Annotated in this window: 19 protein-coding genes; 13 read left to right on the top strand and 6 right to left on the bottom strand. The window is 65.9% G+C overall.

Translation table 11 applies throughout. The features are described 5' to 3' along the window. Positions 1-108: 108 nt before the first annotated feature. The 3 genes from ACMVO5_RS02325 to ACMVO5_RS02315 all read right to left on the bottom strand — a co-directional run bounded on the left by ACMVO5_RS02325 (position 109) and on the right by ACMVO5_RS02315 (position 3585). Positions 109-1536 carry an ATP-binding protein gene (locus tag ACMVO5_RS02325; RefSeq protein WP_416908479.1) on the bottom strand — a complete coding sequence of 476 codons (1428 nt, stop codon included), beginning with the start codon at positions 1534-1536 and terminating at the stop codon, positions 109-111. A 10-nt stretch (positions 1537-1546) separates the two neighbouring features. After that, the gene (locus tag ACMVO5_RS02320) at positions 1547-2287 is read right to left on the bottom strand and encodes a response regulator (protein WP_416908478.1); all 741 of its coding nucleotides are present in this window, start codon (positions 2285-2287) and stop codon (positions 1547-1549) included. 83 nt (positions 2288-2370) lie between these two features. Beyond that, positions 2371-3585, bottom strand: coding sequence for an FAD-dependent oxidoreductase (locus ACMVO5_RS02315; protein WP_416908477.1), 1215 nt, complete (start codon positions 3583-3585; stop codon positions 2371-2373). 350 nt (positions 3586-3935) lie between these two features. Here ACMVO5_RS02315 and ACMVO5_RS02310 point away from each other — a divergent pair, with 350 nt between their 5' ends. The 5 genes from ACMVO5_RS02310 to ACMVO5_RS02290 all read left to right on the top strand — a co-directional run bounded on the left by ACMVO5_RS02310 (position 3936) and on the right by ACMVO5_RS02290 (position 11199). After that, positions 3936-5381, top strand: a complete 1446-nt coding sequence (locus ACMVO5_RS02310; protein ID WP_416908476.1) for a BCCT family transporter — start codon at positions 3936-3938, stop codon at positions 5379-5381. Beyond that, on the top strand, positions 5339-5524 hold the full coding sequence (locus ACMVO5_RS02305) for a hypothetical protein (protein WP_416908475.1): 186 nt from the start codon (positions 5339-5341) through the stop codon (positions 5522-5524). The genes ACMVO5_RS02310 and ACMVO5_RS02305 overlap by 43 nt, the downstream gene beginning before the upstream one ends. 378 nt (positions 5525-5902) lie before the next feature. Next, positions 5903-8527, top strand: coding sequence for a TonB-dependent receptor (locus ACMVO5_RS02300; RefSeq protein ID WP_416908474.1), 2625 nt, complete (start codon positions 5903-5905; stop codon positions 8525-8527). A gap of 65 nt (positions 8528-8592) precedes the next feature. After that, a complete protein-coding gene (locus ACMVO5_RS02295; protein WP_416908473.1) occupies positions 8593-10569 on the top strand; it encodes a tetratricopeptide repeat-containing sulfotransferase family protein in 1977 nt (658 codons plus the stop codon). 9 nt (positions 10570-10578) lie between these two features. Then, positions 10579-11199, top strand: a complete 621-nt coding sequence (locus ACMVO5_RS02290) for a hypothetical protein (protein WP_416908472.1) — start codon at positions 10579-10581, stop codon at positions 11197-11199. A 3-nt stretch (positions 11200-11202) separates the two neighbouring features. Here ACMVO5_RS02290 and ACMVO5_RS02285 read toward each other — a convergent pair whose 3' ends face one another. Together ACMVO5_RS02285 and ACMVO5_RS02280 are read right to left on the bottom strand one after the other, a co-directional pair. Then, positions 11203-11847, bottom strand: a complete 645-nt coding sequence (locus ACMVO5_RS02285) for an NrsF family protein (RefSeq protein ID WP_416908471.1) — start codon at positions 11845-11847, stop codon at positions 11203-11205. Between the two features lie 9 nt (positions 11848-11856). Continuing rightward, on the bottom strand, positions 11857-12390 hold the full coding sequence (locus ACMVO5_RS02280) for a sigma-70 family RNA polymerase sigma factor (RefSeq protein ID WP_416908470.1): 534 nt from the start codon (positions 12388-12390) through the stop codon (positions 11857-11859). A gap of 336 nt (positions 12391-12726) precedes the next feature. On the opposite strand from ACMVO5_RS02280, the gene ACMVO5_RS02275 reads away from it, so the two are divergent. The 4 genes from ACMVO5_RS02275 (at position 12727) to ACMVO5_RS02260 (ending at position 17092) form a co-directional block, all read left to right on the top strand. After that, a complete protein-coding gene (locus tag ACMVO5_RS02275; protein ID WP_416908469.1) occupies positions 12727-13389 on the top strand; it encodes a M48 family metalloprotease in 663 nt (220 codons plus the stop codon). 247 nt (positions 13390-13636) lie between these two features. Beyond that, positions 13637-14392 (top strand): helix-turn-helix transcriptional regulator, encoded by a 756-nt coding sequence (locus ACMVO5_RS02270; protein WP_416908468.1) that lies wholly within the window; start codon positions 13637-13639, stop codon positions 14390-14392. Positions 14393-14450: 58 nt separating this feature from the next. Then, positions 14451-14831 carry a hypothetical protein gene (locus ACMVO5_RS02265; protein ID WP_416908467.1) on the top strand — a complete coding sequence of 127 codons (381 nt, stop codon included), beginning with the start codon at positions 14451-14453 and terminating at the stop codon, positions 14829-14831. Then, positions 14828-17092, top strand: coding sequence for a N,N-dimethylformamidase beta subunit family domain-containing protein (locus ACMVO5_RS02260; protein ID WP_416908466.1), 2265 nt, complete (start codon positions 14828-14830; stop codon positions 17090-17092). Before ACMVO5_RS02265 ends, ACMVO5_RS02260 begins: the two co-directional genes overlap by 4 nt. Before the next feature lie 13 nt (positions 17093-17105). On the opposite strand, the gene ACMVO5_RS02255 is transcribed toward ACMVO5_RS02260, so the two are convergent. Next, the gene (locus ACMVO5_RS02255) at positions 17106-17771 is read right to left on the bottom strand and encodes a TetR/AcrR family transcriptional regulator (RefSeq protein ID WP_416908465.1); all 666 of its coding nucleotides are present in this window, start codon (positions 17769-17771) and stop codon (positions 17106-17108) included. 107 nt (positions 17772-17878) lie between these two features. Between ACMVO5_RS02255 and ACMVO5_RS02250 the strand changes: the two genes are divergently transcribed. The 4 genes from ACMVO5_RS02250 to ACMVO5_RS02235 are packed head-to-tail and all read left to right on the top strand — an operon-like array spanning position 17879 to position 20695. Then, positions 17879-19060: an amine dehydrogenase large subunit gene (locus ACMVO5_RS02250; protein ID WP_416908464.1), complete on the top strand. Its 1182-nt coding sequence runs from the start codon at positions 17879-17881 to the stop codon at positions 19058-19060. Continuing rightward, positions 19057-19548 (top strand): MauE/DoxX family redox-associated membrane protein, encoded by a 492-nt coding sequence (locus ACMVO5_RS02245; protein ID WP_416908463.1) that lies wholly within the window; start codon positions 19057-19059, stop codon positions 19546-19548. The genes ACMVO5_RS02250 and ACMVO5_RS02245 overlap by 4 nt, the downstream gene beginning before the upstream one ends. Further along, the gene (locus ACMVO5_RS02240; RefSeq protein WP_416908462.1) at positions 19545-20144 is read left to right on the top strand and encodes a redoxin family protein; all 600 of its coding nucleotides are present in this window, start codon (positions 19545-19547) and stop codon (positions 20142-20144) included. Before ACMVO5_RS02245 ends, ACMVO5_RS02240 begins: the two co-directional genes overlap by 4 nt. Then, entirely contained in the window at positions 20141-20695 is a 555-nt protein-coding gene (locus ACMVO5_RS02235) for a methylamine dehydrogenase light chain (protein ID WP_416909279.1), read from the top strand. The genes ACMVO5_RS02240 and ACMVO5_RS02235 overlap by 4 nt, the downstream gene beginning before the upstream one ends. Positions 20696-20700 lie beyond the last annotated feature (5 nt).

The following is a 20700-nucleotide window of genomic DNA, read 5'->3' as shown; positions in this document are numbered from 1 at the left end:
AGCCGTCAGCTTGCCGCTGAACTGAATTGAGATTGCACCAAAACAACAGAGCTGCAAAGCAGCAAAGAAATGCCCATCACCTGCAAGATAGGGGAGGGCCAATCGCCCCTATTCGGCAAAGCCCGTGGCCGCTTCGCCGGCCATGCTGGCGCCCGCCGCCCGGCGCTGGGCGCGCGGCGGCTGCGGCCGCGCCACGCGCGGCAGCCGCGCCTCGATGATCAGCCCGCCGCCTTCGCGGTTGCGCGCCAGCAGCGCGCCGCCGTGCGCGGCCACGATCAGCCGCGCAATCGCCAGCCCCAGCCCCACCCCGCCCGTACTGCGGTTGCGCGACGGCTCGCCGCGATTGAACGGCTTGAACACCTCGTCCAGCTGCGCCTCGCGCAGCCCCGGCCCCCGGTCAAGCACCTGCAACACCGCCATCGGCCCGACCTCGGCACCGGGCACCACCCGCACCTCCGCCGAACCGGCATAGGCGAGCGCATTGTCGATCACATTCTGCAACACCCGCTCGATCGCCACGCCGTTGCCCAGCACCCAGGCCGGCGCCCCGCTCAGCGTCACCGGCTGGCCCATCGCCGCATAATCGGCCACCAGCCGCTCGGCGATCTCGTGCAGGTCCACCGGCCGCCGCTCGCCAATGTCATGGCCTGAGCGGATATAGCCGATGCTCGCCTCCACCATGCCGCGCATCTGGTCGATATCGGCCAAAACGGCGCGGCGCACCGGCTCGGGCGCGCCCTCGATACGAAAGGCAATCCGCGTCAGCGGCGTGCGCAGATCATGGGCAATAGCGCCGATCATCGCCGTGCGCTCGGCCATGGTCTCGCCCAGCCGCGCCTGCATCTTGTTCAGCGCCTCCGCCGCCTGGCGCAGCTCCACCGACCCCTCGATCGGCACCGGCGGCGCCGCATAATCCGCGCCCACCGCCTCCGCCGCCCCGGCAAAACGCCTGATCGGCTTGGTCAGCTGCCGCGCAAACAGAAAGGCAAAGGGCAACACCGCCAGCACCGAGAGCAGAAAGGCCGCCAGCGTGCGCATCTGGAAGCGCGTGATCACCGGCCGCTTGGGCGAGCGCAGCACCCGCCACTGGCCATTCTCCAGCTGCACCGCCGCCACCACCGTATTGTAGAATTGCGCCTCGCCCAGCCGGATCGGAACGCCAGCTTCATTCTCCCGATAGCGGAACGGCCAGTTCGACTGGTCCTGCTTGTAAACCAGCCGCACGCGGTCCACCGGCTCGCCCAGCAGCGCCGCCAGCCTTGACGACAGGCCCGCATTGCTCACCATGTCGCGCTCTGCCACCGGCGGTGCCTCGGCAAGGCTGATCTCCAGCAGCGGGTCGATCCGCTTGGCCCGGAACGCCAGCGGCCGGTCCGCCAGCGCCTCGGCCACATCGCTCATCGAATAGAAAGACAGCCGCGGCATCGGCAGCGCCGAGATCAGCAGGAAATTCACCACCAGGCTCGCCACCAGCGTGAACACCACCAGCAGCAGCGTCTGCGGCAGGATCGGCAGCTGGCGCAGCGCCCTTATCATGCGGCGTCCCTCATGCCGGCTCCGGCGCCAGCGTCATCATATAGCCCTCGTTCCTGACCGTGGTGATGATGTCGTCAGGCGCCAGCTTGCGGCGCAGCCGGCTGATCGTCACGTCAATCGCCCGGTCGAAAATCTCCACCCCCTCGCCGCGCGCCACATCGAGCAGCTGGTCGCGCGAGACGGCCATCTGCGGCTGGTCGAGCAGCGCCACCAGCACGCGAAACTCGGCGTCGGTCAGTTGCGCCTCGCGGCCGTCCTCATGCTGCAGCTGCCGGGTGATCAGGTCGAGCGTCCAGCCGCCAAAACGGCGCAGCGGCGCACTCAGCCCGCGCGCCGCCTCGCGCCGCCGCAACACCGCGCGCACCCGCGCCAGCAGCTCGCGCGGGTTGCAGGGCTTGGCCAGATAATCATCCGCGCCCATCTCCAGCCCGGCAATCCGGTCGAAATCATCGCCCATCGCCGACAGCATGATCACGCTCGGCCCGCCGGTGCCCCATAGACCCGCGCTTCTCAGCCGGCGCAGGATCGACAGCCCGTCCTCGCCGGGCATCATGATATCGAGAATGGCCAGATCGACCGCATGACCGGCCAGCACCGCCTCAAGCTCGAGTTCGTCGCAGGCCGAAAACACCGTCAGCCCATTATCGGCCAGAAAGCCGGCGATCAGCGCCCGCAGTTCGGCATCGTCATCAACCACCACGACGCAGGCGGGCGACGCCCCGGCCGCCAACACACCCTCAGAGCCAGACATCGCCACAGAAAAACCCGACTGCACCATGGCCGGATGCTCCGGTGCCTGCGACCATCTGTCAAGCGCCCCCGCAAGCGGCCGTCTCACGCAGCCGCCGGCTGCGCCTCCTCCTCGGCCGCCGCCCGCACCGATTCGATCATCGACTGACGCAGCAGATAGGCCCGCCGCGCCGCCGGATCGCTGGTCAGCGCCGCCATCTTGGCGCGCCGCAGCCGATGCTCCTCGGCATCGCCCTCGCGGATGAATTCCATGTTGGCGATGGTCTGCGCCTGCACAAATTCGCGCGTCTGCCGGTGGCGCTGCTCATTGAAGTCGCCCAGCAGCTTCTCCATCGGCGCCCCGTCCTTCAAGATCGCCACCAGCTTGGGGCAAAGATTGAAGGCGTCATGAATGCCGCTGTTCATGCCAAAGCCGCCCAGCGGATTGTTGAGATGCGCGGCATCCCCAATGATCGCCACCCGCCCCTCGCGGAAGCTCTTCGCCACCCGCTGGTGCACCCGGTAGATCGTCCGGTGGTGCGTCTCAACCTCGGGCTTGCCGATCAGCCGGCCAAAGACCTCTTCCTTCTTCGCGTCCGAGCGCAGATATTCATCATCATCGCCCTCCTCGGTCGGCACCAGCACCCGCCACAGCGACGGCACGCGCAGCAGCACCAGCCACTCCTCGGGGTCAGAGACGTAATTGACCGGCGCCAGATTCGGCAGATGCGCCTCCAGCGGCTCGCTGGTGGTCAGGCACAAAAACTTCTCGGGATATGTGAACCCTTCGAACTCGACGCCCATCAGCTTGCGCACCACCGAATTGGCCCCGTCCGCGCCGATCAGGAAGTCGGCCTCGATCTCCAATATGTCGACCGGCGTCTCGATGCTGCACACCACCTTGTCGCCCTGCTGCCGATAGCCAAGCATCCGGTGGCTGAACAACACCTCCGCATTCTCCGCCTCCTGCAGCTTCCTCGCCAGCAGCCGCGCCAGATGATATTGCTCGCACTGGATACGGAAGGGAAACTTCGTCGCATCGGCAATCTCGCCGAGGTCGAACGAGAAGAACTCGCCCGTCTTGCGCTCGCGCCAATGATAGACTGGTGCCTTCAGCCCCATGTCGATCAGCGGCTGCGCCATGCCCAGCGTGTCGAGCATCTCCAGCGTCGGCGGGTGAAAGGTCGAGGCGCGCAGATCCTGCGCACAGTCCGGCCCGGCCTCGATCAGCACGACATCAAGCCCGTGCTGCGCAAGGTAATAGGCGGCAATCCCGCCCACCGGCCCGGCGCCCACCACCACAACATTTGTCCGCTTCATCGTGCCATCTCACCCAGGATTTCCGGCAGCACCGCCACAGGGCTGCCCTCATGCCCGTCCTTGCTCGCACCCCTCCCCCCCACACAGTAGCCACGCATCGCACTTTGGCCGCTATGCGGAGACGCCCTCCGCCTGAAAAATCAGCCGCCAAAGCCGCCCGCATTGCAATCGCAGCCTCCCCGCCTATAACCATAGCCACCGCCGCCCCCGACAACAGCCAGAGGCCCGGAGCCATCTCGATCCCCCAACCCATCAGCACCCCGGCTGAAACCGCGCCCATTTCGCCGCCTATCGTCGAGCTGCCAATCAAGACCCATGATCGCGGTTTCTATGATGGTTTCAGCCGCGAAGTGACGATCCCCGCCAAGATCATCGTCACCCTGCTCATTCTCTGGGCGATCTTCTTCCCCGTCCAGGCCGGCCACACGCTCGCTATCGCCAATACCACCCTCATCCGCAGCTTCGCCGGCTGGTATGTCTATCTTGTCGCAGCCCTGATGGCCGCCGCCCTGCTGCTCGCCCTCATCCCCCAGTCCGCCAGCCTGCGCATCGGCGAGCCCGGCACCAAGCCCGATTTCTCCACCGCCTCCTGGTTCGCCATGCTGTTCGGCGCCGGCATCGGCGTCGGCATGCTCACCTATTCGATCGGCGAGCCGATGGCGCATTTCTCCAACAATCCCGACATCATCCGCGGCCTCGTCGCTGCCCGCTCCCCCGAGGCGGTCAAGCCCGCCTATATCTACACCTTCATGCACTGGGGCCTCGCCGCCTGGGCCACCTATGCCATGGTCGGCCTCGCCATCGGCTATGTCGCCTACCGGCGCAACCTGCCGCTCACCGTGCGCTCCAGCCTAGTGCCGCTGTTCGGCCTGCGCATGTCCGGCCCGCTCGGCCATGCCGTCGATATCGTCGCCGTCGTCGCCACGATTCTCGGCGTTGCCGTCACCATGGGCATCGGCGTCGAACAGTTCGTCGCCGGCCTCCACCGTGTCGGCGCCGGCGACTGGCTGCTGGCCGAAAGCGGCCGCGCGTCCACCGCCGGCATCATCGTCTCGCTTGCCGTGCTCGTCGGCGCTTCCACGCTCAGCGCCATGTCGGGTGTGGGGCGCGGCATCAAATGGCTGTCCAACATCAATCTCGCCCTGTCCTTCGCGCTCCTCGCCCTGTTCGCCATTGTCGGCGCCGGCGCTTTCGGCCTTGAGCTGCTGGGGCGCGGCCTCATCGACTATCTGCTGGCCCTGCCCGCCACCGCCCTCACCCTGTTCCGTGATGGCGGCACCCCGATGAGCGCCGCCCTCCAGCAATGGCAGCTCGACTGGTCGGTCTTCTACTGGGCCTGGTGGATCGCCTTTGCCCCCTTCGTCGGCATGTTCATCGCCCGCGTCTCAAAGGGCCGCACCATCCGCGAATATGTGCTCGGCGCCGTCTTCGCGCCGGCGCTGATGTGCTTCGTCTGGATGACACTCGCCGGCGGCACCGCCATCGACCTCGAACTGAGCGGCGCTGCCGGCGGCAGCATCATCGCCGCCGCCATCCCCGATCAGCTCTACGCCACCCTCGCTGTCCTGCTCACGCCCGCCACCGCCCAGATCGTCTCGGCCTTCGTCGTGCTGTTGCTCCTCACCTATCTCGTCACCTCGGTCGACAGCGCCATCCTCATCATCAACACCATCAACGGCGCCGGCGACGACACGGCAAAGCGCCACCGGCACATCCTCTTCTGGGGGCAGCACTCGCCCTCATCGTCGGCGGCATGCTGGCCCTGGGCGGCATCGAGGCGATCCGCATCACCATGATCATCGGCGCCCTGCCCTTCTCCTTCGTCGTCGCCGTGATGCTCGTCAGCATCACCAAGGCCATCGCCTTCGACATTCGCCGCAAACGCCACGACGTGCCAACCACCGCCGCCGCCTGCGAAAAGCTGCAAGCCGCGGAATAACCAACTCTCTGCTTTCAAACAGAGATTTAGCATTTCCGCCCGAATTTCGATGCGCAAGGTCTCAAATAAACACTCCTGATCTCGAAAATAATCACAAATAATCAAAATAAAATTCCTGAAACTCCTATAAGAATGACATTGAACATTATCGGCTCAACTTTAAAAATATTTTATCGTTGTATCATGGCAACACTCAAATCATCATTCACGAATTTTTCCATATAGCCGGTGGATTTGCTCATTCCTTGTTGATATACGATTGACGAATCGCGCAGATGTTCTGCGCATCCAGAGTTCGATCCGCCCGGATGCTGATTTGCATCCCGCGCAATTCGCGCGCGCTTCGAAAACCGCGACAATCACAGGGGTTCTTGATCAATGAAGCTTTCCATCGCCGGCACATCGCTGGGTGCACTCGCCGTCGCCATTGCCGCCCCCGCGCAGGGGCAGACACCCGCCACCCCGCCGGCCCCGCGTGAAGGCGGCGTACAGACCATCGTCGTCACCGCCCAGCGCCGCAGCGAAGATCTTCAGGATGTCCCCGTCTCGGTGCAGGCGCTGGGCGAGAAAGATCTCGAACAGCTCAACATCAACACCTTCGAGGATTATCTCGAACAGCTCCCCAGCGTCACCGCCGGCGGCGGCGGCCCGGGGCAGAACACCATCTACATCCGCGGCCTCGCCTCCACCACGCCCAACCTCACCACCGCCGGCGTCGCCGGTCTCGCCCCCAATGTCGCCCTCTATCTCGATGAACAGCCGCTCGCCCAGCCGGGCCGCAACCTTGATGTCTATGCCGCCGATCTCGAGCGGATCGAGGTCCTGTCCGGCCCGCAGGGCACCCTGTTCGGCGCCAGCTCGCAAGCCGGCGTCGTCCGCCTCATCACCAACAAGCCGAAGCTCAATGGCATCGCCGCCAGCGGCAGCGCCGGCGTCGCCTTCACCAAGAGCGGCGAGCCGAGCTACACGGTCGAAGCCATGCTCAACGTGCCGGTGACCAACAATTTCGCCCTGCGCGGGGTTGTCTATCTCGATGAACGTGGCGGCTATATCGACAATGTGCGCGGCACCCGAGACGCCAGCGAGAGCGGCCGCTTCCGCCCCGCCGGCACCGTGCGCGCCAACGGCGTGCCGGTCAGCGCCAACCGTCAGGGCTTTCAGGCCGGCGCCGACCTGTCGGGCGTCAACTTCCTCACCGCCGACAATCAGGGCCGTGTTCAGGACGATTTCAACGACACCCGCTATGCCGGCTTCCGCGCCAGCGCGCTGTGGGAAGTCTCGCCCGACTGGACCATCAACGTCTCCCACAGCCGCCAGAACATCGAGAGCGACGGCGTCTTCTTCGCCGATCCCGAGCTTGACGGGCTCGACGACCTCCAGATCCAGCGCTTCCAGGATGACCGGATCGAGGACAGCTTCTCCAACACCGCCTGGACCGTCGAAGGCCGCCTCGGCCTGCTCGATATCGTCTATTCCGGCGCCTACACCGACCGCAAGACCGAGCAGCAGGTCGATTATTCCGACTATCTCTTCGTCGGCCAATATCTGCCCTATTATATCTGCGACACGGCGGTCGCCTATCCGAGCTATGCCACCCCCATCTCGGACCCGACCTGCCAGGCCCCCAATCTCAACGTCAGCTCGCGCACCAAAACGAGCGTGTTCACCCAGGAATTCCGGGTCAACACCCCCGAAGAAGCCCCCATCCGCCTCAACCTGGGCGGCTTCTACAGCCGGCTCGTGCTCGAAGAGCTTAATGATTTCAACTACACCGGCTCGCCCTTCGTGCGCGGCGCCGACGGCGTGACAACCGGCTTCCTGCCCAATTATCCGCTGACAAACCTGAGCGCGCCCCCCGGCGCCACCGGCAACGCCACCGACGGCTATTTCTCGGAAGCAGGCCCCTTTCCCACCGGCAGCAGCTTCCGCAACGACATCCGCCGCACCGACCGGCAAATCGGCCTGTTCGGCGAGGCCTCCGTCGATGTCGTGCCCGATCTGCTCACCATCACCGCGGGCGCGCGCTATTATGACGTCGAGGTCGATCTCGAAGGCAGCGCCAATTCCACCTTCTTCAACCTCAATTCGGCGATCTTCGGCCCCAATGCAGGTGCAGCACCCGGCACCGGCGTCGATGCCCAGCTTGGCGGCACCAACATCAGCGCCCAGTTCGCTCCAGACAACACCGTCGGCGCGCCCGACAAGGCGAAAACCAGCGGTGTCATCTTCAAGGGCACAGTCACCCTCACCCCAAGCGACAATGTCCTGCTTTACGCCACCTATTCCGAAGGCTTCCGCCCCGGCCTGCTCAATCGCCCCGGCGGCGCTCAAGGCCCCGGCGGTTTTACCGTGCCCTTCGCACTCGACACCGATGAGGTGAAAAATTACGAGTTCGGCTGGAAGACCGACATCTTCGACCGGCAGCTCCGCCTCAACGGCAGCGCTTTCTACGTCGACATCAGCCGCCTCCAGACCACCATCTTCGATCCCAGCATCAGCAACCTGTTCTTCTCGGACAATGCGGCCAATGCCGAAATCCTCGGCATTGAGGGTGATTTCATCTTCGCCCCCTATGCAGTGCCCGGCCTCACCATCGCCGGCGCCGTCTCCTTCCTCGATACGAAAATCACCGAGGTGCTCACCCCCACCGATGATGTGATCGTCGGCTCCGATCTCGCCTTCGCACCCGCCTTCCAGGGCAATCTGCGCGTCCGCTATGAATGGTCGCTCAGCCGCGACATGGATGCGCACATCATGCCGCAGGTGTCGCACTCATCCTCGAAGTTCACCGACATCATCGAGATCAACAAGCTGCAACTGAACAGCTACACGATCGCCAACATCTCGGCCGGAATCTCGACAAGCACGTGGCGGCTCGAGGCCTATGCCGACAATGTCTTCGACACCCGGGCCGAAATCTCGGGCAATTTCATCTTCGACCGCGCCCGTATCGTCACCAACCGGCCGCTCACGGTCGGCCTGCGCGCCGGCTTCAATTTCTGAGCCCGCTTGCATCCGGCACAGACAGGCCCGACCAAGGCCCGTCTGTGCCAAGGACGCAAACCCGCATGACCCCTGATCCCCTCGAAGCCGCGCGCGCCGCCCTCAAGGCCAGTGACTTCACCCGCGGCCTCGCGCTCGCCGAAGCCCGCCTCGCCGAAGCCCCCGAAGACAGCGAATCGCTCTACATCGCCGCCGTCGCCGCCCGCTATCTCGCCCGCCACGCAGAGGCAGCCGCCTTCCTCGCCCGGCTCCACGCCGCCCAGCCCGAATATGGCCGCGCCTGGCAGGAGGAAGGCCATCTCGCAACAGCCCTCGGCCAGCCCGACAAGGCCATCGCCGCCTATGCCCGCGCCGTGCGCTTCAACCCCGCGCTCAGCGCCAGCTGGCGCGAACTCGCCCGCCTCCAGCAAGCCGCTGGCCGCCTGCCCGAGGCGCAGGCCGCCTTATCCCAGCTCCAGCGCCTCCAGTCGCTGCCGCCCGAGCTGCTCGCCGTCACCAACCATCTCCACGAAGGCCGCATCGCGCGTGCCGAGGCCATCTGCCGCCGCTATCTCAAGGCCCACCCCAAAGACGTCGAGGCCATGCGCCTGCTGGCCAAGATCGGCCAGGACCTCGGCATCCTCGACGATGCCGATTTCCTGCTCGAAAGCGCCGTCGCCTTCGCCCCCGACAATATCCAGCTCCGCCTCGACTATATCGACGTGCTGCGCCGCCGCCAGAAGTTCGAAGCCGCCCATAAGGAAGCCGAGGCGCTGCTCGCCCGCGACCCCGAAAATCCGCTGTTCCAGTCCCGCCTCGCCATCGAGAGTATGCAGACCGGCGATTATGACCGCGCCTTCGCCCTGTTCGACGCCGTCCTCGCCAAACTGCCTTCCGACAGCGCCACGCTGACCAGCAAGGGCCACGCCCTCAAGACCATCGGCAACCAGCCAGACGCCGTCACTGCCTATCAAGCCGCCACCAAGGCCCGCCCCGATCACGGGGACGCCTGGTATGCCCTCGCCAACCTCAAGACCTACCGCTTCGAGGCACAAGAGATCGCCGCCATGCAGGTCCAGCTCGCCCGGCCGGATCTTGCCTTCATGGACCGTGTCCACCTCGCCTTCGCGCTCGCCAAGGCGCTCGAAGACGAAGGCGATTACGAAGCCAGCTTCCACCATTATGATGAAGGCAACCGCCTCAAGCGCACCCAGACCCGCTACCGCGCCGAGGCGATGAGCGCCGAAATGACCGCCCAGCGCACCCATTGCACCGCCGATCTCTTCGCCCGCAACGCCGGCCATGGCTACCCCGCCCCAGACCCCATCTTCATCCTCGGCCTGCCCCGCGCCGGCTCCACACTCCTCGAACAGATCCTCGCCAGCCACTCGCAGATCGACGGCACCCTCGAGCTGCCCAACATCCTGGCGCTGGCCCACCGCCTGCGCGGCCGCACGCCCGGCGCCAGCCAATATCCGCAGTGCCTCCAGGAACTTACCGCAGACCAGCTCGCCCGCTTCGGCGAAGATTTCATCGCCGAAACCCGCATCCACCGTGGCAAGGCCCCCTATTTCATCGACAAGATGCCCAACAACTTCCGCCACATCGGCCTCATCCAGCTGATCCTGCCCAATGCCAAGATCATCGATGCCCGACGCGCGCCCATGGATTGCTGCTTCTCCGGCTTCAAGCAGCTCTTCGCCGAAGGCCAGGAGTTCACCTACGGCCTCACCGAAATCGGCCGCTACTATGCCGATTACGTCGCGCTCATGGACCATTGGCAGACAGTGCTGCCCGGCCGCGTCCTGCAGGTAAACCATGAAGACGTGCTCGAAGACCTTGAAGGCCAGACGCGCCGCATGCTCGATTATCTCGGCCTCCCCTTCGAGCCGGCCTGCCTCGATTTCCACAAGACCGCGCGCGCCGTGCGCACCGCCAGCTCCGAACAGGTCCGCCGCCCGCTGAACCGCGACGGCCAGAACGCCTGGCGCCCCTATGAGCCCTGGCTGGACGATCTCAAGACCGCACTCGGCCCGCTATATCTCGCCGATAACATGGGCTAACACAGGCCCATGCCAAGCCCCCGCTCCGCCCTGCCCTTCGCCCTGCTGCTCACAGCCACAGCCGCCCACGCCGCGCCCGAAACCGAGCTTGCCGACCTGCTCAAGGTGCTGCCCGGCCATTATGCCGGCATGGCCCCCAAGGCGTTCAAGCCCGACGGCACGATGGAGCGGCTGGTCCACAGCTTCACCCCCATCACCGCGCCGCAGTTCGGCCAGACCGTCTTCTACTACCAGATCAGCAAGGAAGGCCGCATCCAGCAAGCCAAGATCTTCGTCTTCGACACCAGCCCCGCGCGCCCCGCCAACACCATGCGCGCCTTCATCCTCGACACCGCAACCCTCACAAAACCCCTGAGCGACGACCCCGCCCGCATCAAGGCGCTCGATCCCGCCAGCCTCATGACCTTCCCCAGCACCTGCGACTTCACCTGGACCCGCACCGAGACCGGCTTCGAAGGCAAAAGCGGTCCTGACTGCGCCTACCCCAGCCGCGCCTTCAACCAGACCATCACTCCCAGCATGACCTACCGCATCCACCCGGACCGGTTCGAGATGAGCGAAACCCTGACCGGCGAAGACGGCCGCGCCATCGTCAGCACCGGCGGCCTCCTCACCGCCAGCCGCCAATAACCCTCACCAGCGGATCAGCCCCGGCACCAGCAGCCGCCCGGCCAGCGTCGAAATCCCGACCGCCAGCCCATACCAGGTGCCGATATACATCACCGAATCCACCGGGCAGTGCAGCGAATAGACCAGCACGCCAAGGCTGCCCGCCGCCAGCCCCACCAGCGTCCCCGCCCGCCCCGGCGTCACCGGCGCGCCGCGCCGCAGATGCGCGACCATCACCGCGCCAAAGCCCATCGCTGCGCAAAGGCTGACGCCCATGCACAGCACCGCCGAAGGCTGAAACATTGCCGCCCGCGCCGCTGCCGGGTCGAGCGCCGCCATCAGCAGGGCCGTGGCCGGCACCAGCGCCGCCATCGCCAGCGCGCCTTGCCAGGCCCGCGATTGCCACCCCACGCCGGGCCGCGCCGTCTCCAGCGCCGCCAGCCCGGTCACACCCGCCAGCACCACCAGCATCAGGCTGCGCAGCAGAAAGATCATTGTCGGCGCGCCTGCCATCAGGTCATCGCGCGGCCCCAGCCCCAGCGCCACCGCCGCCATGCCCGCCACCAGCCCAAGCCCCAGCATCGCCAGCGCCGGCCCGCGCCCCAGCGGCGTCACCGGCGTCCGCTCGGCCGCGAGCTGGTCCAGAAAATCATCCTGCAATTTCGCCATCGCCCGTTCCTAATCCAGCTCTTCCACCATCGCCGCCATCCGCTTGATGCCGCGATGCACATTCACCTTCACCAGCGCTTCCGACTGGCCCAGCCTGGCCGCTGCCTCGGCCACCGAAAGCCCCTCGATCCGCACCACCCGCACCGCCGCCGCCTGCGCCGCAGGCAGCCGCGCCAGAAGCTTGTCACAGCCAAAGCGCGCGATCACCGCCGCCTCGTCCGATTCCACGCCAAAACTGTCCAGTAATTCGGCCTCCGGCCGCACATAGCCGCGCCGCAGATGATCCACCCAGCGGTAGCGCGCAATCGCCAGCAGCCAGGGCAGAAACGGCCGCGCCGGGTCCCAGCTCGAAAGCTTGCGGTGCACCGACATCAGCGTCTCCTGCACCAGATCATCCACCACGCTGTCGGCGATCTTGTGGTGCAAAAAGCGCCTGAGCAGCGGCACGCACAGCCCCAGCGCCTGCCGATAGGCGGTCTTGTCGCCGCCCTGCGCGGCCGCCATCAGCCGCCTCAGCGTCGCTTCATCGGCCTTTATGGGCATCGGTCCTGAACATCGCTGACATCGTCCGGGATGCGCGCCTGCCGGGGCAAAGGTTACAGCGCACCATCAATCCCCAGCCGCGCTCCGCCGGGCGAAATCGACCAGCGCCGCCCGCCACCCAGGCCAGACAATCCGACCGCGACGACATGCTGACGAGGCAGAGGCTGGGAATCGTCCGGAAAAGCGAGCAATTATGACCGTTTTGGTGTACGAACTTTCTGCCACCACGCGCAAACCGACTATCATGCCAACCACTGGCATCCACAGTGTATCCGTCCGGGTCCACCATATCGCCGTTGATCCTGAATGCCTCCGGACATCTCGAAGAAGGCGCCAATGCGCAGACTGGCCATATTTTCCGCCATGCTCCTGGCCAGTCCAGGCTCGGCCTGCATGGTTCTGCCAAGCGGCGCTGCGTTCATGCAAACGGATGTCGGCAATCAGCCTGAGATACAGGCGGCCAGCGAACAGGCGCAGGTTGCCCTGCGCATTCAGGAAGCCACCGAGGAAGTCGTCAGCCACACGGGGATCAAGGCCAATTTCTCGGTTTCGCCATCAGATGTCACAAACGCGCTGGCAAACATCGACAAGCAGGGAAACAGGGTCCTTCTCTACAATCCATCCTACATGGCCAGGGCTTATGGCCAGATCTGCAAGGACTGGGGCATCATGGGCATCATCGCCCATGAGATCGGACATCACCTTCAGGGGCATATCCTCAAGCGCGACGCCGCAGACTTCGCCAATTTCGAACTGGAAGCCGATGATTTCGCGGGCTTTGTCATGTACCGCATGGGCGCCACACTTGAAGAGGCGCAAAGATCGACGAAACAACTCGTTGCCGAGCGCGGGTCGACGTCTCATCCTGGCAAGGCACAACGATTGAAGGCCCTCGAAACAGGCTGGCTGCGCGCGCGTGCCATCACAGCCCACGAACATCTCGCCAGCGAACAACGCCAAATGAGATCGCCGGCCGCGCCGCCGGACCCTTCGCCCTGACCACTCCACGCCGCCGAAAGCCGCCCGGCGCAAACCCCGCCTGTCCCCCTTTCGGGGGAATTGCCATCGCCGCAAGACCCCCCGAAACTCAGCCGAAATCCGCCCGTTCAAGGCGGCAAAAGCCAAGTCCGTGAGGGAGTGATGCGCTGGCATGTCCGCATGTGCCGATCCCCGTTATGACGATTGCAACTTGACACCGCGCGCCCGTGCGTCCGACCCTCCGCGATCAATATCGGGGAGGGTCGCCATGTCCGCATTGCCCGTCGTGCTCAAGGCGCTGTGCGAGGGGCTGGACCGGGCGCAGGACATCGATACCAGCCTCGACGTCCTGAACGAGGTCGTCCACCACCTCGGCTGGACCCGGCTCGTCTATGGCTGGAAATCGCCCGGCCAGGGCGCCGATGCGCTGCCGGTCCCGGTGCTCACCCGCGACTTTCCGCAAAACTGGGACAGGAACTGGTCGAAGCACAGCCCCCATGATCCCTATTTCGAAGCCGCCTTCCTGTCGCGCGAGCCGGTCTACTGGTCCGACATCCAGGCCTATCAGCACGATCTCGATGACCAGCAGCGGGACTGTCTCCATTACATCGAAGACCTCGGCCTTGTTGACGGCCTCACCGTGCCCGTCGCCGTGCCGGGCCGCCGGTTCGCCTTTGTGACCGCGCTCGGTTTCAAGGGACAGGCCGCATCATCGGCAGATGGCTGTCAGGTCGAGATGATGAAGCTGGTCGCGCATTTCTTCGACAATCACATGATCGGCCTCACCGCCAGCGCCAAGGGCGCCGAAATCAAGGGCATCGGCATCGCGCTCAGCCGGAGAGAGCGCGAATGCCTGCTCTGGACGGCCCAGGGAAAGACCGTCGACGAGGTGGCAACGATCATGGGCGTCTCGCCCGAAACGGCCCGCGTCTATGTCAAAAGGGTCATCATCAAGATGAATGCGTCCAACAAGACCCATGCGGTCGCCAAGGCCATCCACATGGGCCTGGTGACCATGAACTGACTCCAGCCATCACGCCAAGATAAGGCGAATTGCCGGCGTTTTCAAACGAGAGGATCCCATGGAACACCCCTTCCCGGTCCGAGACAGGCAGCTCGAATATTACACCCTGTTCGATCAGCGGATGCGGCGGCGACTGGTCGCCAGCATCACCGATGATCTGATCGCCGAACACCGGCGCAAGCCGCTCGGCCAGCATTCCGATGCGCTCGAACGGCTGCTCAACTATTTCCGTCGCGGCGGGCTGGCCAACAAGATCGGCATCCTGCGCGTGTCCGGTCAGGACGGCCCCTATCGCCTCATCCGCTTCGCCGGCGCGCGTGGCCAGATGAGCCAGATCATCGACGGCCCACAGGCCATGTCGCTGGCCGAGGCCTATCATGCCGCCTTCCTGCAGCGCATCGAAGACCTGCGCGCCAGCCTGAGAGGAGACAATCAGTGACACTCACCGGCTATGCGCATCCCCTCAACGCCGTCACCGGCGGCAGCATCGACTTCATGCTCCACGACGATCAGCATGGCGAGGCGGTCGTCGATCTTGTCCGCCTGCTCCACGGCGACGAAAATCCGCTGGGGCCGGGACTTGTCGAGCGGACGGTCGCTGCCGGCCTCCCCCCCAAAACCCGCGTCGGACCACAGCAGACGGCAAAGGGCAGCCATGCCTATGTAGCCGCGCCAGCCGGCCTGCTCACCACCGACGGGCTCGACCGCGCGACCGTGGTGGCCTTCATCCGGCCCAGCATCGTGGGCGGCATCGAACAGACCATCCTCGGCAATCTCGATCCGCAGCAAAGCGCCGGCTTCTCGCTCTCCGTCTCGCCAGACGGCACGCTGACCCTGCTCATCGTCGATGGCGCCGAGCGGGTCGAACTTTCGCTTGGCAAACGGCTGGCGCCGCAATGCTGGTATCTCGTCGCCGCCAGCTGGGACCGGTCGGCCAACAAGCTGAGGCTGACGCAGAAAGGCCTCCTCAACCGCTGGAACAGCCTCGTCGGCACCGCGCCCGGCTACGACCTTGACGACAGCACCGAACGCACGGTCGCCAGCCTGCCCCCGGTCCGCGGCGCCTGCTTCGCCGTCGCCGCCAGCCGAGATGCCGATGGCCGCGTGGCCCGGCTTTACAACGGCAAGATCGACCGCCACGGCATTCTCACCAGCTTTGCCGATCCGGCCCTGCTGGCCGAAATCGCCACCGGCGCGGTTCCGCCCGCAGACTCGCTGCTGGCCTGGTGGGACACCACACACGGATACACCGATCGCGGCATCGGCGACGAGATCCATGACATCGGCCCCCACGGTCTTCACGCCAGCGGCGTCCATCGCCCGATCCGGGCGATGACCGGCTGGAACTGGGATGGCCGCAACGACAGCTTCCGCCTCGCCCCCGATCAATATGGCGGCATCGCCTTCCACGACGATGCGCTCATCGATTGCGGTTGGACGCCCAACCTCACGCTCACCCTGCCCGAAGACCTGCCCAGCGGCGTCTATGCCCTGCGCGTGCGCAAGGATGGCCGGGAAGACCGGGTGCCCTTCTTCGTCCGGCCACGCACGCCGCGCGCCAGAATTGCGGTGCTGATGCCCACCTTCACCTATCTCGCCTATGCAAATGAGCATCTGGCCTTCGAAGCGCCCATCGCCCAGGCGATCTGCGCCAACACGCCCGTCGTCACCCACGACGATCTCGAATGGAAGGCAGAGGAAACATGGGGCCTGTCCACCTATGACGTCCATTCCGACTATGCCGGCGTCTGCTATTCCTCATGGCGGCGGCCGATCCAGAACATGCGCCCCAACTACCGGCTGCCAGCCGTCGGCGTGCCCTGGGCCTTTCCCGCCGACCTGTCGCTGATCTGGTGGCTGGAGACCAAGGGTTTCGAGGTCGATGTCATCACCGATCATGACCTCGATGCCGGCGGCCTTGATCTGCTCAAGCCCTACCGCGCGCTGCTCACCGGCTCGCATCCCGAATATTACTCGCTCGCCATGCTCGACGCCGTCGAGGATTTCGTCGCCGAGGGTGGTCGGCTGGCCTATCTCGGCGGCAACGGCTTCTACTGGGTCACCGAAACCCGCGACGACGAGCCATGGTGCATCGAGGTGCGCAAGCTCGATACCGGGTCACGCGCCTGGCAGGCCGCACCCGGCGAAGGCTATCTGGCCACCACCGGCGACAAGTCCGGGGTCTGGCGGGCGCGCGGCCGCGCCCCGCAAAAGCTCGCCGCCCTCGGCTTCACCGCCGAAGGCATGGATGAAAGCCAGCCGTTCGAACGGCTCTCCGACTCCTTCGCGCCCGCCGCCCGCTGGATCTTCGAAGGCATCGGCACCCATGAACTGATCGGCGATTTCGGGCTCGGGCTGGGCGGCGCGGCCGGCATCGAGATCGACCGGTACGAGCTCACACTCGGCACGCCACCGCACACCATGTTGCTGGCCTCCTCCTTCAACCATTCCGACAATTACCCGCTGGTCTCCGAAGAGATCGGCTACGCCTTCCCCGGGCGCGGCGGCACACAGGACCCACAGGTACGCGCCGACATGGCCTATTACACCTCGGCCGGCGGCGGCGCCGTCTTCGCCGCCGGCTCCATCGCCTGGAGCCAGGCCCTGCCGATCAACGGGGGCGACAACAATGTCGGCCGCATCCTCGAAAATGTCCTCAAAGGCTTCGTCGAACAGGACCAGCTCCCGCCATCCGGCTGACAGCCCAGCGCCATCAGCCCTTGGGGCCGAGCGTCTTCACCATGTGCAGGAAGCTCCTGGTCGCGATCCGCTCCAGCGCCGGCATCCGGCCGCGGAACGGCTTCTCATACCCGGCGAACACCGTCAGCCCCTCCATCGATGCCGAGATGAACAGCGAAAGATCCTTGCGCGCCTGCAGCGGCAAGGCCGGGTTGATCATCGCGATCAGCAGTTCAAGCGACACCCGGGCGCGGTCATAAAGCTCCTGCAGCCGCTCATTCACAAAGCCATCATGGTTCGAAAGCGCCCAGAGCTCGGGAAAGATGCGCGTGGTCTTCTTGGTGCCGATGTCCTCCATGATCAGCACGCAGATCTTTTCCAGCCGCGCCTCCGGCGACAGCGATACATCGGCCACGATCAGCCCAAACTCCGCCTCATAGCTCGAAATGATGGCCTCCAGCAGGTCGCGCACCAGCGCGTCCTTGGTCGGAAAATAATAGCTGAGATTGCCGGGGCGAAGGCCGCAGCGCGCCGCGATCCGGCGCATGGTCAGCGCCCGGTAGCCCTCCTCGATCAGAATATCGAGCGCCGCCCGCAAAATCCGCTCATGGCCCGCCTTGCCGCGCGCATAGCCGCCCTCGCGCTCGGGCACGGTGAAGTCGGGAACGGCCGGAACATCAGGCGAAGGATCAAGCTTCATCGGTCAAATAGCAGCCGCGCGCCCCGACGTGTCAATCGGCCGGAACAAGGCGCTTGACAAAGTTTGGACATATGACCGACATTCCCGGCGGTCAAGGGAGGACGATCATGGTGCCGAGGATCGGATGTCTGGTGCTGGCACTGGCAATCGCCGCCGCGCCGGCCATGGCCCAAACTCCGCCCTCCCAAACGCCCGCCCCCCTTCCCGAAGAGCCGCTGTCCACAGTTCTCACCCTCCCCCCGGTCTATCCCGCCAGCTGGGTGCTGGTGCATGATTTCCATTTCAACGCGCTGGTCGACGGCCGGGTGGCAATCATCGACACGCAGGATCCCGTCCGCCCGCTCAAGGGTCTCGTCCGCGCCGCGCAAATGGCCAATATGCTGCACGCCCCGGCCCGGCGCGAAATCTACACCGCCGAAACCTTCTATTCACGCCTGACGCGCGGCGAGCGCACCGATGCGATCACCATCTGGGATACGGCCACGCTCCAGCCAAAGGGCGAGATCGTGCTGCCCGGCGGCAAGCGCCAGCAATCGGTCACCTACACCGGCACCTTCCAGTTCACCAACAATGACCGCTGGGCGCTGGTGGCAAACTTCACCCCCGCCCAGTCGGTCACCGTCGTCGATCTCGATGCCCGCACGGTGCTGGGTGACATCGACCTGCCGGGCTGCGCCCATATCTATCCCACCGGGCCACGCGGCTTCTCCAGCTTCTGCTCCGACGGCTCGCTGATCTCCATCCAGCTGGACGACAAGGGCGCGGTCGCCGCCTCGACCATCATCCCGGATGCGCATGACACCGACAGCCAGCCGCTGTTCGCCATGCCGGCCATGGTCGGCACGACGGCCTGGTTCGTCTCCTACCACGGCCAGCTCATGGCCCTTGATCTCGCCGGCCCAGTCGCCCGCCGACTGCCCGCCAAAGCCAGCACGGGCACCGCCCCGGGCGGCGCGCCCGAATGGCGCCCCGGCGGCTGGCAGGTCATCGCCAGCGATACAGCCGGCCTGCTCTATGTGCTGATGAACCCTGCCGGCCGCGAAGGCAGCCACAAGGATGGCGGCACGGAGGTCTGGGTCATCGATCCCGTCGCCGACAAGCGGCTGCGGCGCATCGATCTCGGCAGCGTTGCCGGGTCGATCACGGTCACCCATGAACAGCGCCCGCATCTGATCGTCGCGCGCCCCGATGGCCAGATCGACGTGTTCGACGCCACCAGCGGCACCCTCGCCCACGCGCTCGGCGCCACCACAGCGCACAATCCCATCCTGCTGGTGCCGGCGCAGTGACGGCCGCGCTCGCCCTGTTCCTCGCGCTGCTGCTCGGCGTCTCGGCCGCGCACAAGGTCATCGCACGGTCCGCCATGGCGCCCATCGCCGCCCGCCTCGCCGGCGCGTCCGCCGGGCTCGGCGCCGCGCTCCTGCTGGCGGCCGCAACTGTCGAAGGGCTGGCCGCTGTCGCCCTCCTCGCGCAGCCGCTGCGCACGCTCGGCGCCTTGCTCGCCGCGCTGCTCTGGCTGGCCTATGCGGCAGCGCTGTGGCGCCGGCACGGCGAGCGTCTCGATTGCGGCTGCGATCTGACCCGGCGCGAGACGCCGGTGGGTGCCACCGCCATTGCCCGGCCGCTCCTGCTCGCCCTGCTCGCAGCAGTCGTCGTCCTGTCGCCGCCAGCCGCCGTCACCATCGACACGCCGTTCGCCGCTCTCGCCCTGCTGGCGCTATGGTTCGCCGCCGCCGAGCTCTCGGCGCTGCCGGCCCTTTCAAGGACAGCAAGATGATGCTCACCTCGCAGCTTCTGCTCTGGATCGCCGTCATCGTGCTGGCCGTGCTCGTTGCGGCGCTCGCCCGTCAGGTCGGCGTGCTGCATGAGCGCATCGCGCCTGCCGGCGCGCTCACGCTGCACCAGAATGTGACGGTCGGCGAAACGCCGACACCGCTCGAGCTCAAGGTCGTCGGCGGACGCAGCATCACCATCGGCGGCCCGCGTGATGGCCGCAGCCAGCTCCTGTTCTTCGCCGCGCCCGACTGTCCGGTCTGCAAGAGCCTGCTGCCCGTGCTCCGCGCCACGGCCAGCGCCGAGGCCAGCTGGCTCGATGTCGTCCTCGCCGGCGACGGGCAGGAAGCGCCCTATCGCGCCATGGCCAAGGCCCATGGGCTCGACGCCGTCCCCCTCGTCCTGTCCGAGGCGCTGGGCCGCGCCTTCGGCGTCTCCAAGCTGCCCTACTGCGTGCTCATCGACGAGCAGGGGCGTGTCGCCTCGCTCGGTCTCGTCAACAGCCGCGAACATCTCGAAAGCCTGTTCGAGGCCAAGGAGCGGGGCGTCGCCTCGATCCAGGAATTTCTCGCGCGCAACAATCAGAACAGGGGGGCCTGAGCGTGTCCGTCATCGACCGGCTGACCGAGCGTCTGTCCCGAAACCTCGCCCGCGGCACCTCGCGCCGCAGCACCATCGCCTGGCTCGGCGGCCTGGTGACCGGTGCTGCGGTCATTCCCGTCCTGCCGGTCTCGCGGGCCGTCGCCGCGCCGCACGGCGAGGGCGGCAAGCGCCTGCCCCTGCCCTCCGGCAATGCGCAGGATCCCGGTGACCAGGCCAGTTGTGACTATTGGCGCTACTGCGCCATCGACGGCTTTCTCTGCACCTGCTGCGGCGGCACCGTGAATGCATGCCCGCCCGGCACCGAAATGTCCCCCATCACCTGGATCGGCACCTGCACCAACCCCGCCGACGGCCGCGCCTATGTGATCAGCTACAATGATTGCTGCGGCGTCAGTTCGTGCGGCCAGTGCCTGTGCAACCGCAACGAGGGCGACCGGCCACAAGTCCGGCCGCAATCCAACAACGACTATAACTGGTGCCTCGGCACGCAGAGCAGCGTCTACAATTGCTCGCTGGCGGTGATTGTCGGCGTTGCGACCGAGCGTTGAGGGGC

The organism is Polymorphobacter sp. (genome assembly GCF_048007885.1).
Classification (GTDB): domain Bacteria; phylum Pseudomonadota; class Alphaproteobacteria; order Sphingomonadales; family Sphingomonadaceae; genus Sandarakinorhabdus.
The sequence above is the reverse complement of the archived record's forward strand: the minus strand, read 5'-3'. Positions and strand labels throughout refer to the sequence as shown.

Bases quoted from the DNA above. Each gene is read 5' to 3' on its own strand.
- ACMVO5_RS02240 (WP_416908462.1), top strand. From the start codon at position 19,545: ATGATGCTCACCTCGCAGCTTCTGCTCTGGATCGCCGTCATCGTGCTG.
- ACMVO5_RS02265 (WP_416908467.1), top strand. From the start codon at position 14,451: ATGGAACACCCCTTCCCGGTCCGAGACAGGCAGCTCGAATATTACACC.
- ACMVO5_RS02280 (WP_416908470.1), bottom strand. From the start codon at position 12,390: ATGCCCATAAAGGCCGATGAAGCGACGCTGAGGCGGCTGATGGCGGCC.
- ACMVO5_RS02255 (WP_416908465.1), bottom strand. From the start codon at position 17,771: ATGAAGCTTGATCCTTCGCCTGATGTTCCGGCCGTTCCCGACTTCACC.
- ACMVO5_RS02250 (WP_416908464.1), top strand. From the start codon at position 17,879: ATGGTGCCGAGGATCGGATGTCTGGTGCTGGCACTGGCAATCGCCGCC.
- ACMVO5_RS02300 (WP_416908474.1), top strand. From the start codon at position 5,903: ATGAAGCTTTCCATCGCCGGCACATCGCTGGGTGCACTCGCCGTCGCC.
- ACMVO5_RS02275 (WP_416908469.1), top strand. From the start codon at position 12,727: ATGCGCAGACTGGCCATATTTTCCGCCATGCTCCTGGCCAGTCCAGGC.
- ACMVO5_RS02290 (WP_416908472.1), top strand. From the start codon at position 10,579: ATGCCAAGCCCCCGCTCCGCCCTGCCCTTCGCCCTGCTGCTCACAGCC.
- ACMVO5_RS02270 (WP_416908468.1), top strand. From the start codon at position 13,637: ATGTCCGCATTGCCCGTCGTGCTCAAGGCGCTGTGCGAGGGGCTGGAC.
- ACMVO5_RS02295 (WP_416908473.1), top strand. From the start codon at position 8,593: ATGACCCCTGATCCCCTCGAAGCCGCGCGCGCCGCCCTCAAGGCCAGT.
- ACMVO5_RS02305 (WP_416908475.1), top strand. From the start codon at position 5,339: ATGCTGGCCCTGGGCGGCATCGAGGCGATCCGCATCACCATGATCATC.
- ACMVO5_RS02285 (WP_416908471.1), bottom strand. From the start codon at position 11,847: ATGGCGAAATTGCAGGATGATTTTCTGGACCAGCTCGCGGCCGAGCGG.
- ACMVO5_RS02325 (WP_416908479.1), bottom strand. From the start codon at position 1,536: ATGATAAGGGCGCTGCGCCAGCTGCCGATCCTGCCGCAGACGCTGCTG.
- ACMVO5_RS02320 (WP_416908478.1), bottom strand. From the start codon at position 2,287: ATGTCTGGCTCTGAGGGTGTGTTGGCGGCCGGGGCGTCGCCCGCCTGC.
- ACMVO5_RS02315 (WP_416908477.1), bottom strand. From the start codon at position 3,585: ATGAAGCGGACAAATGTTGTGGTGGTGGGCGCCGGGCCGGTGGGCGGG.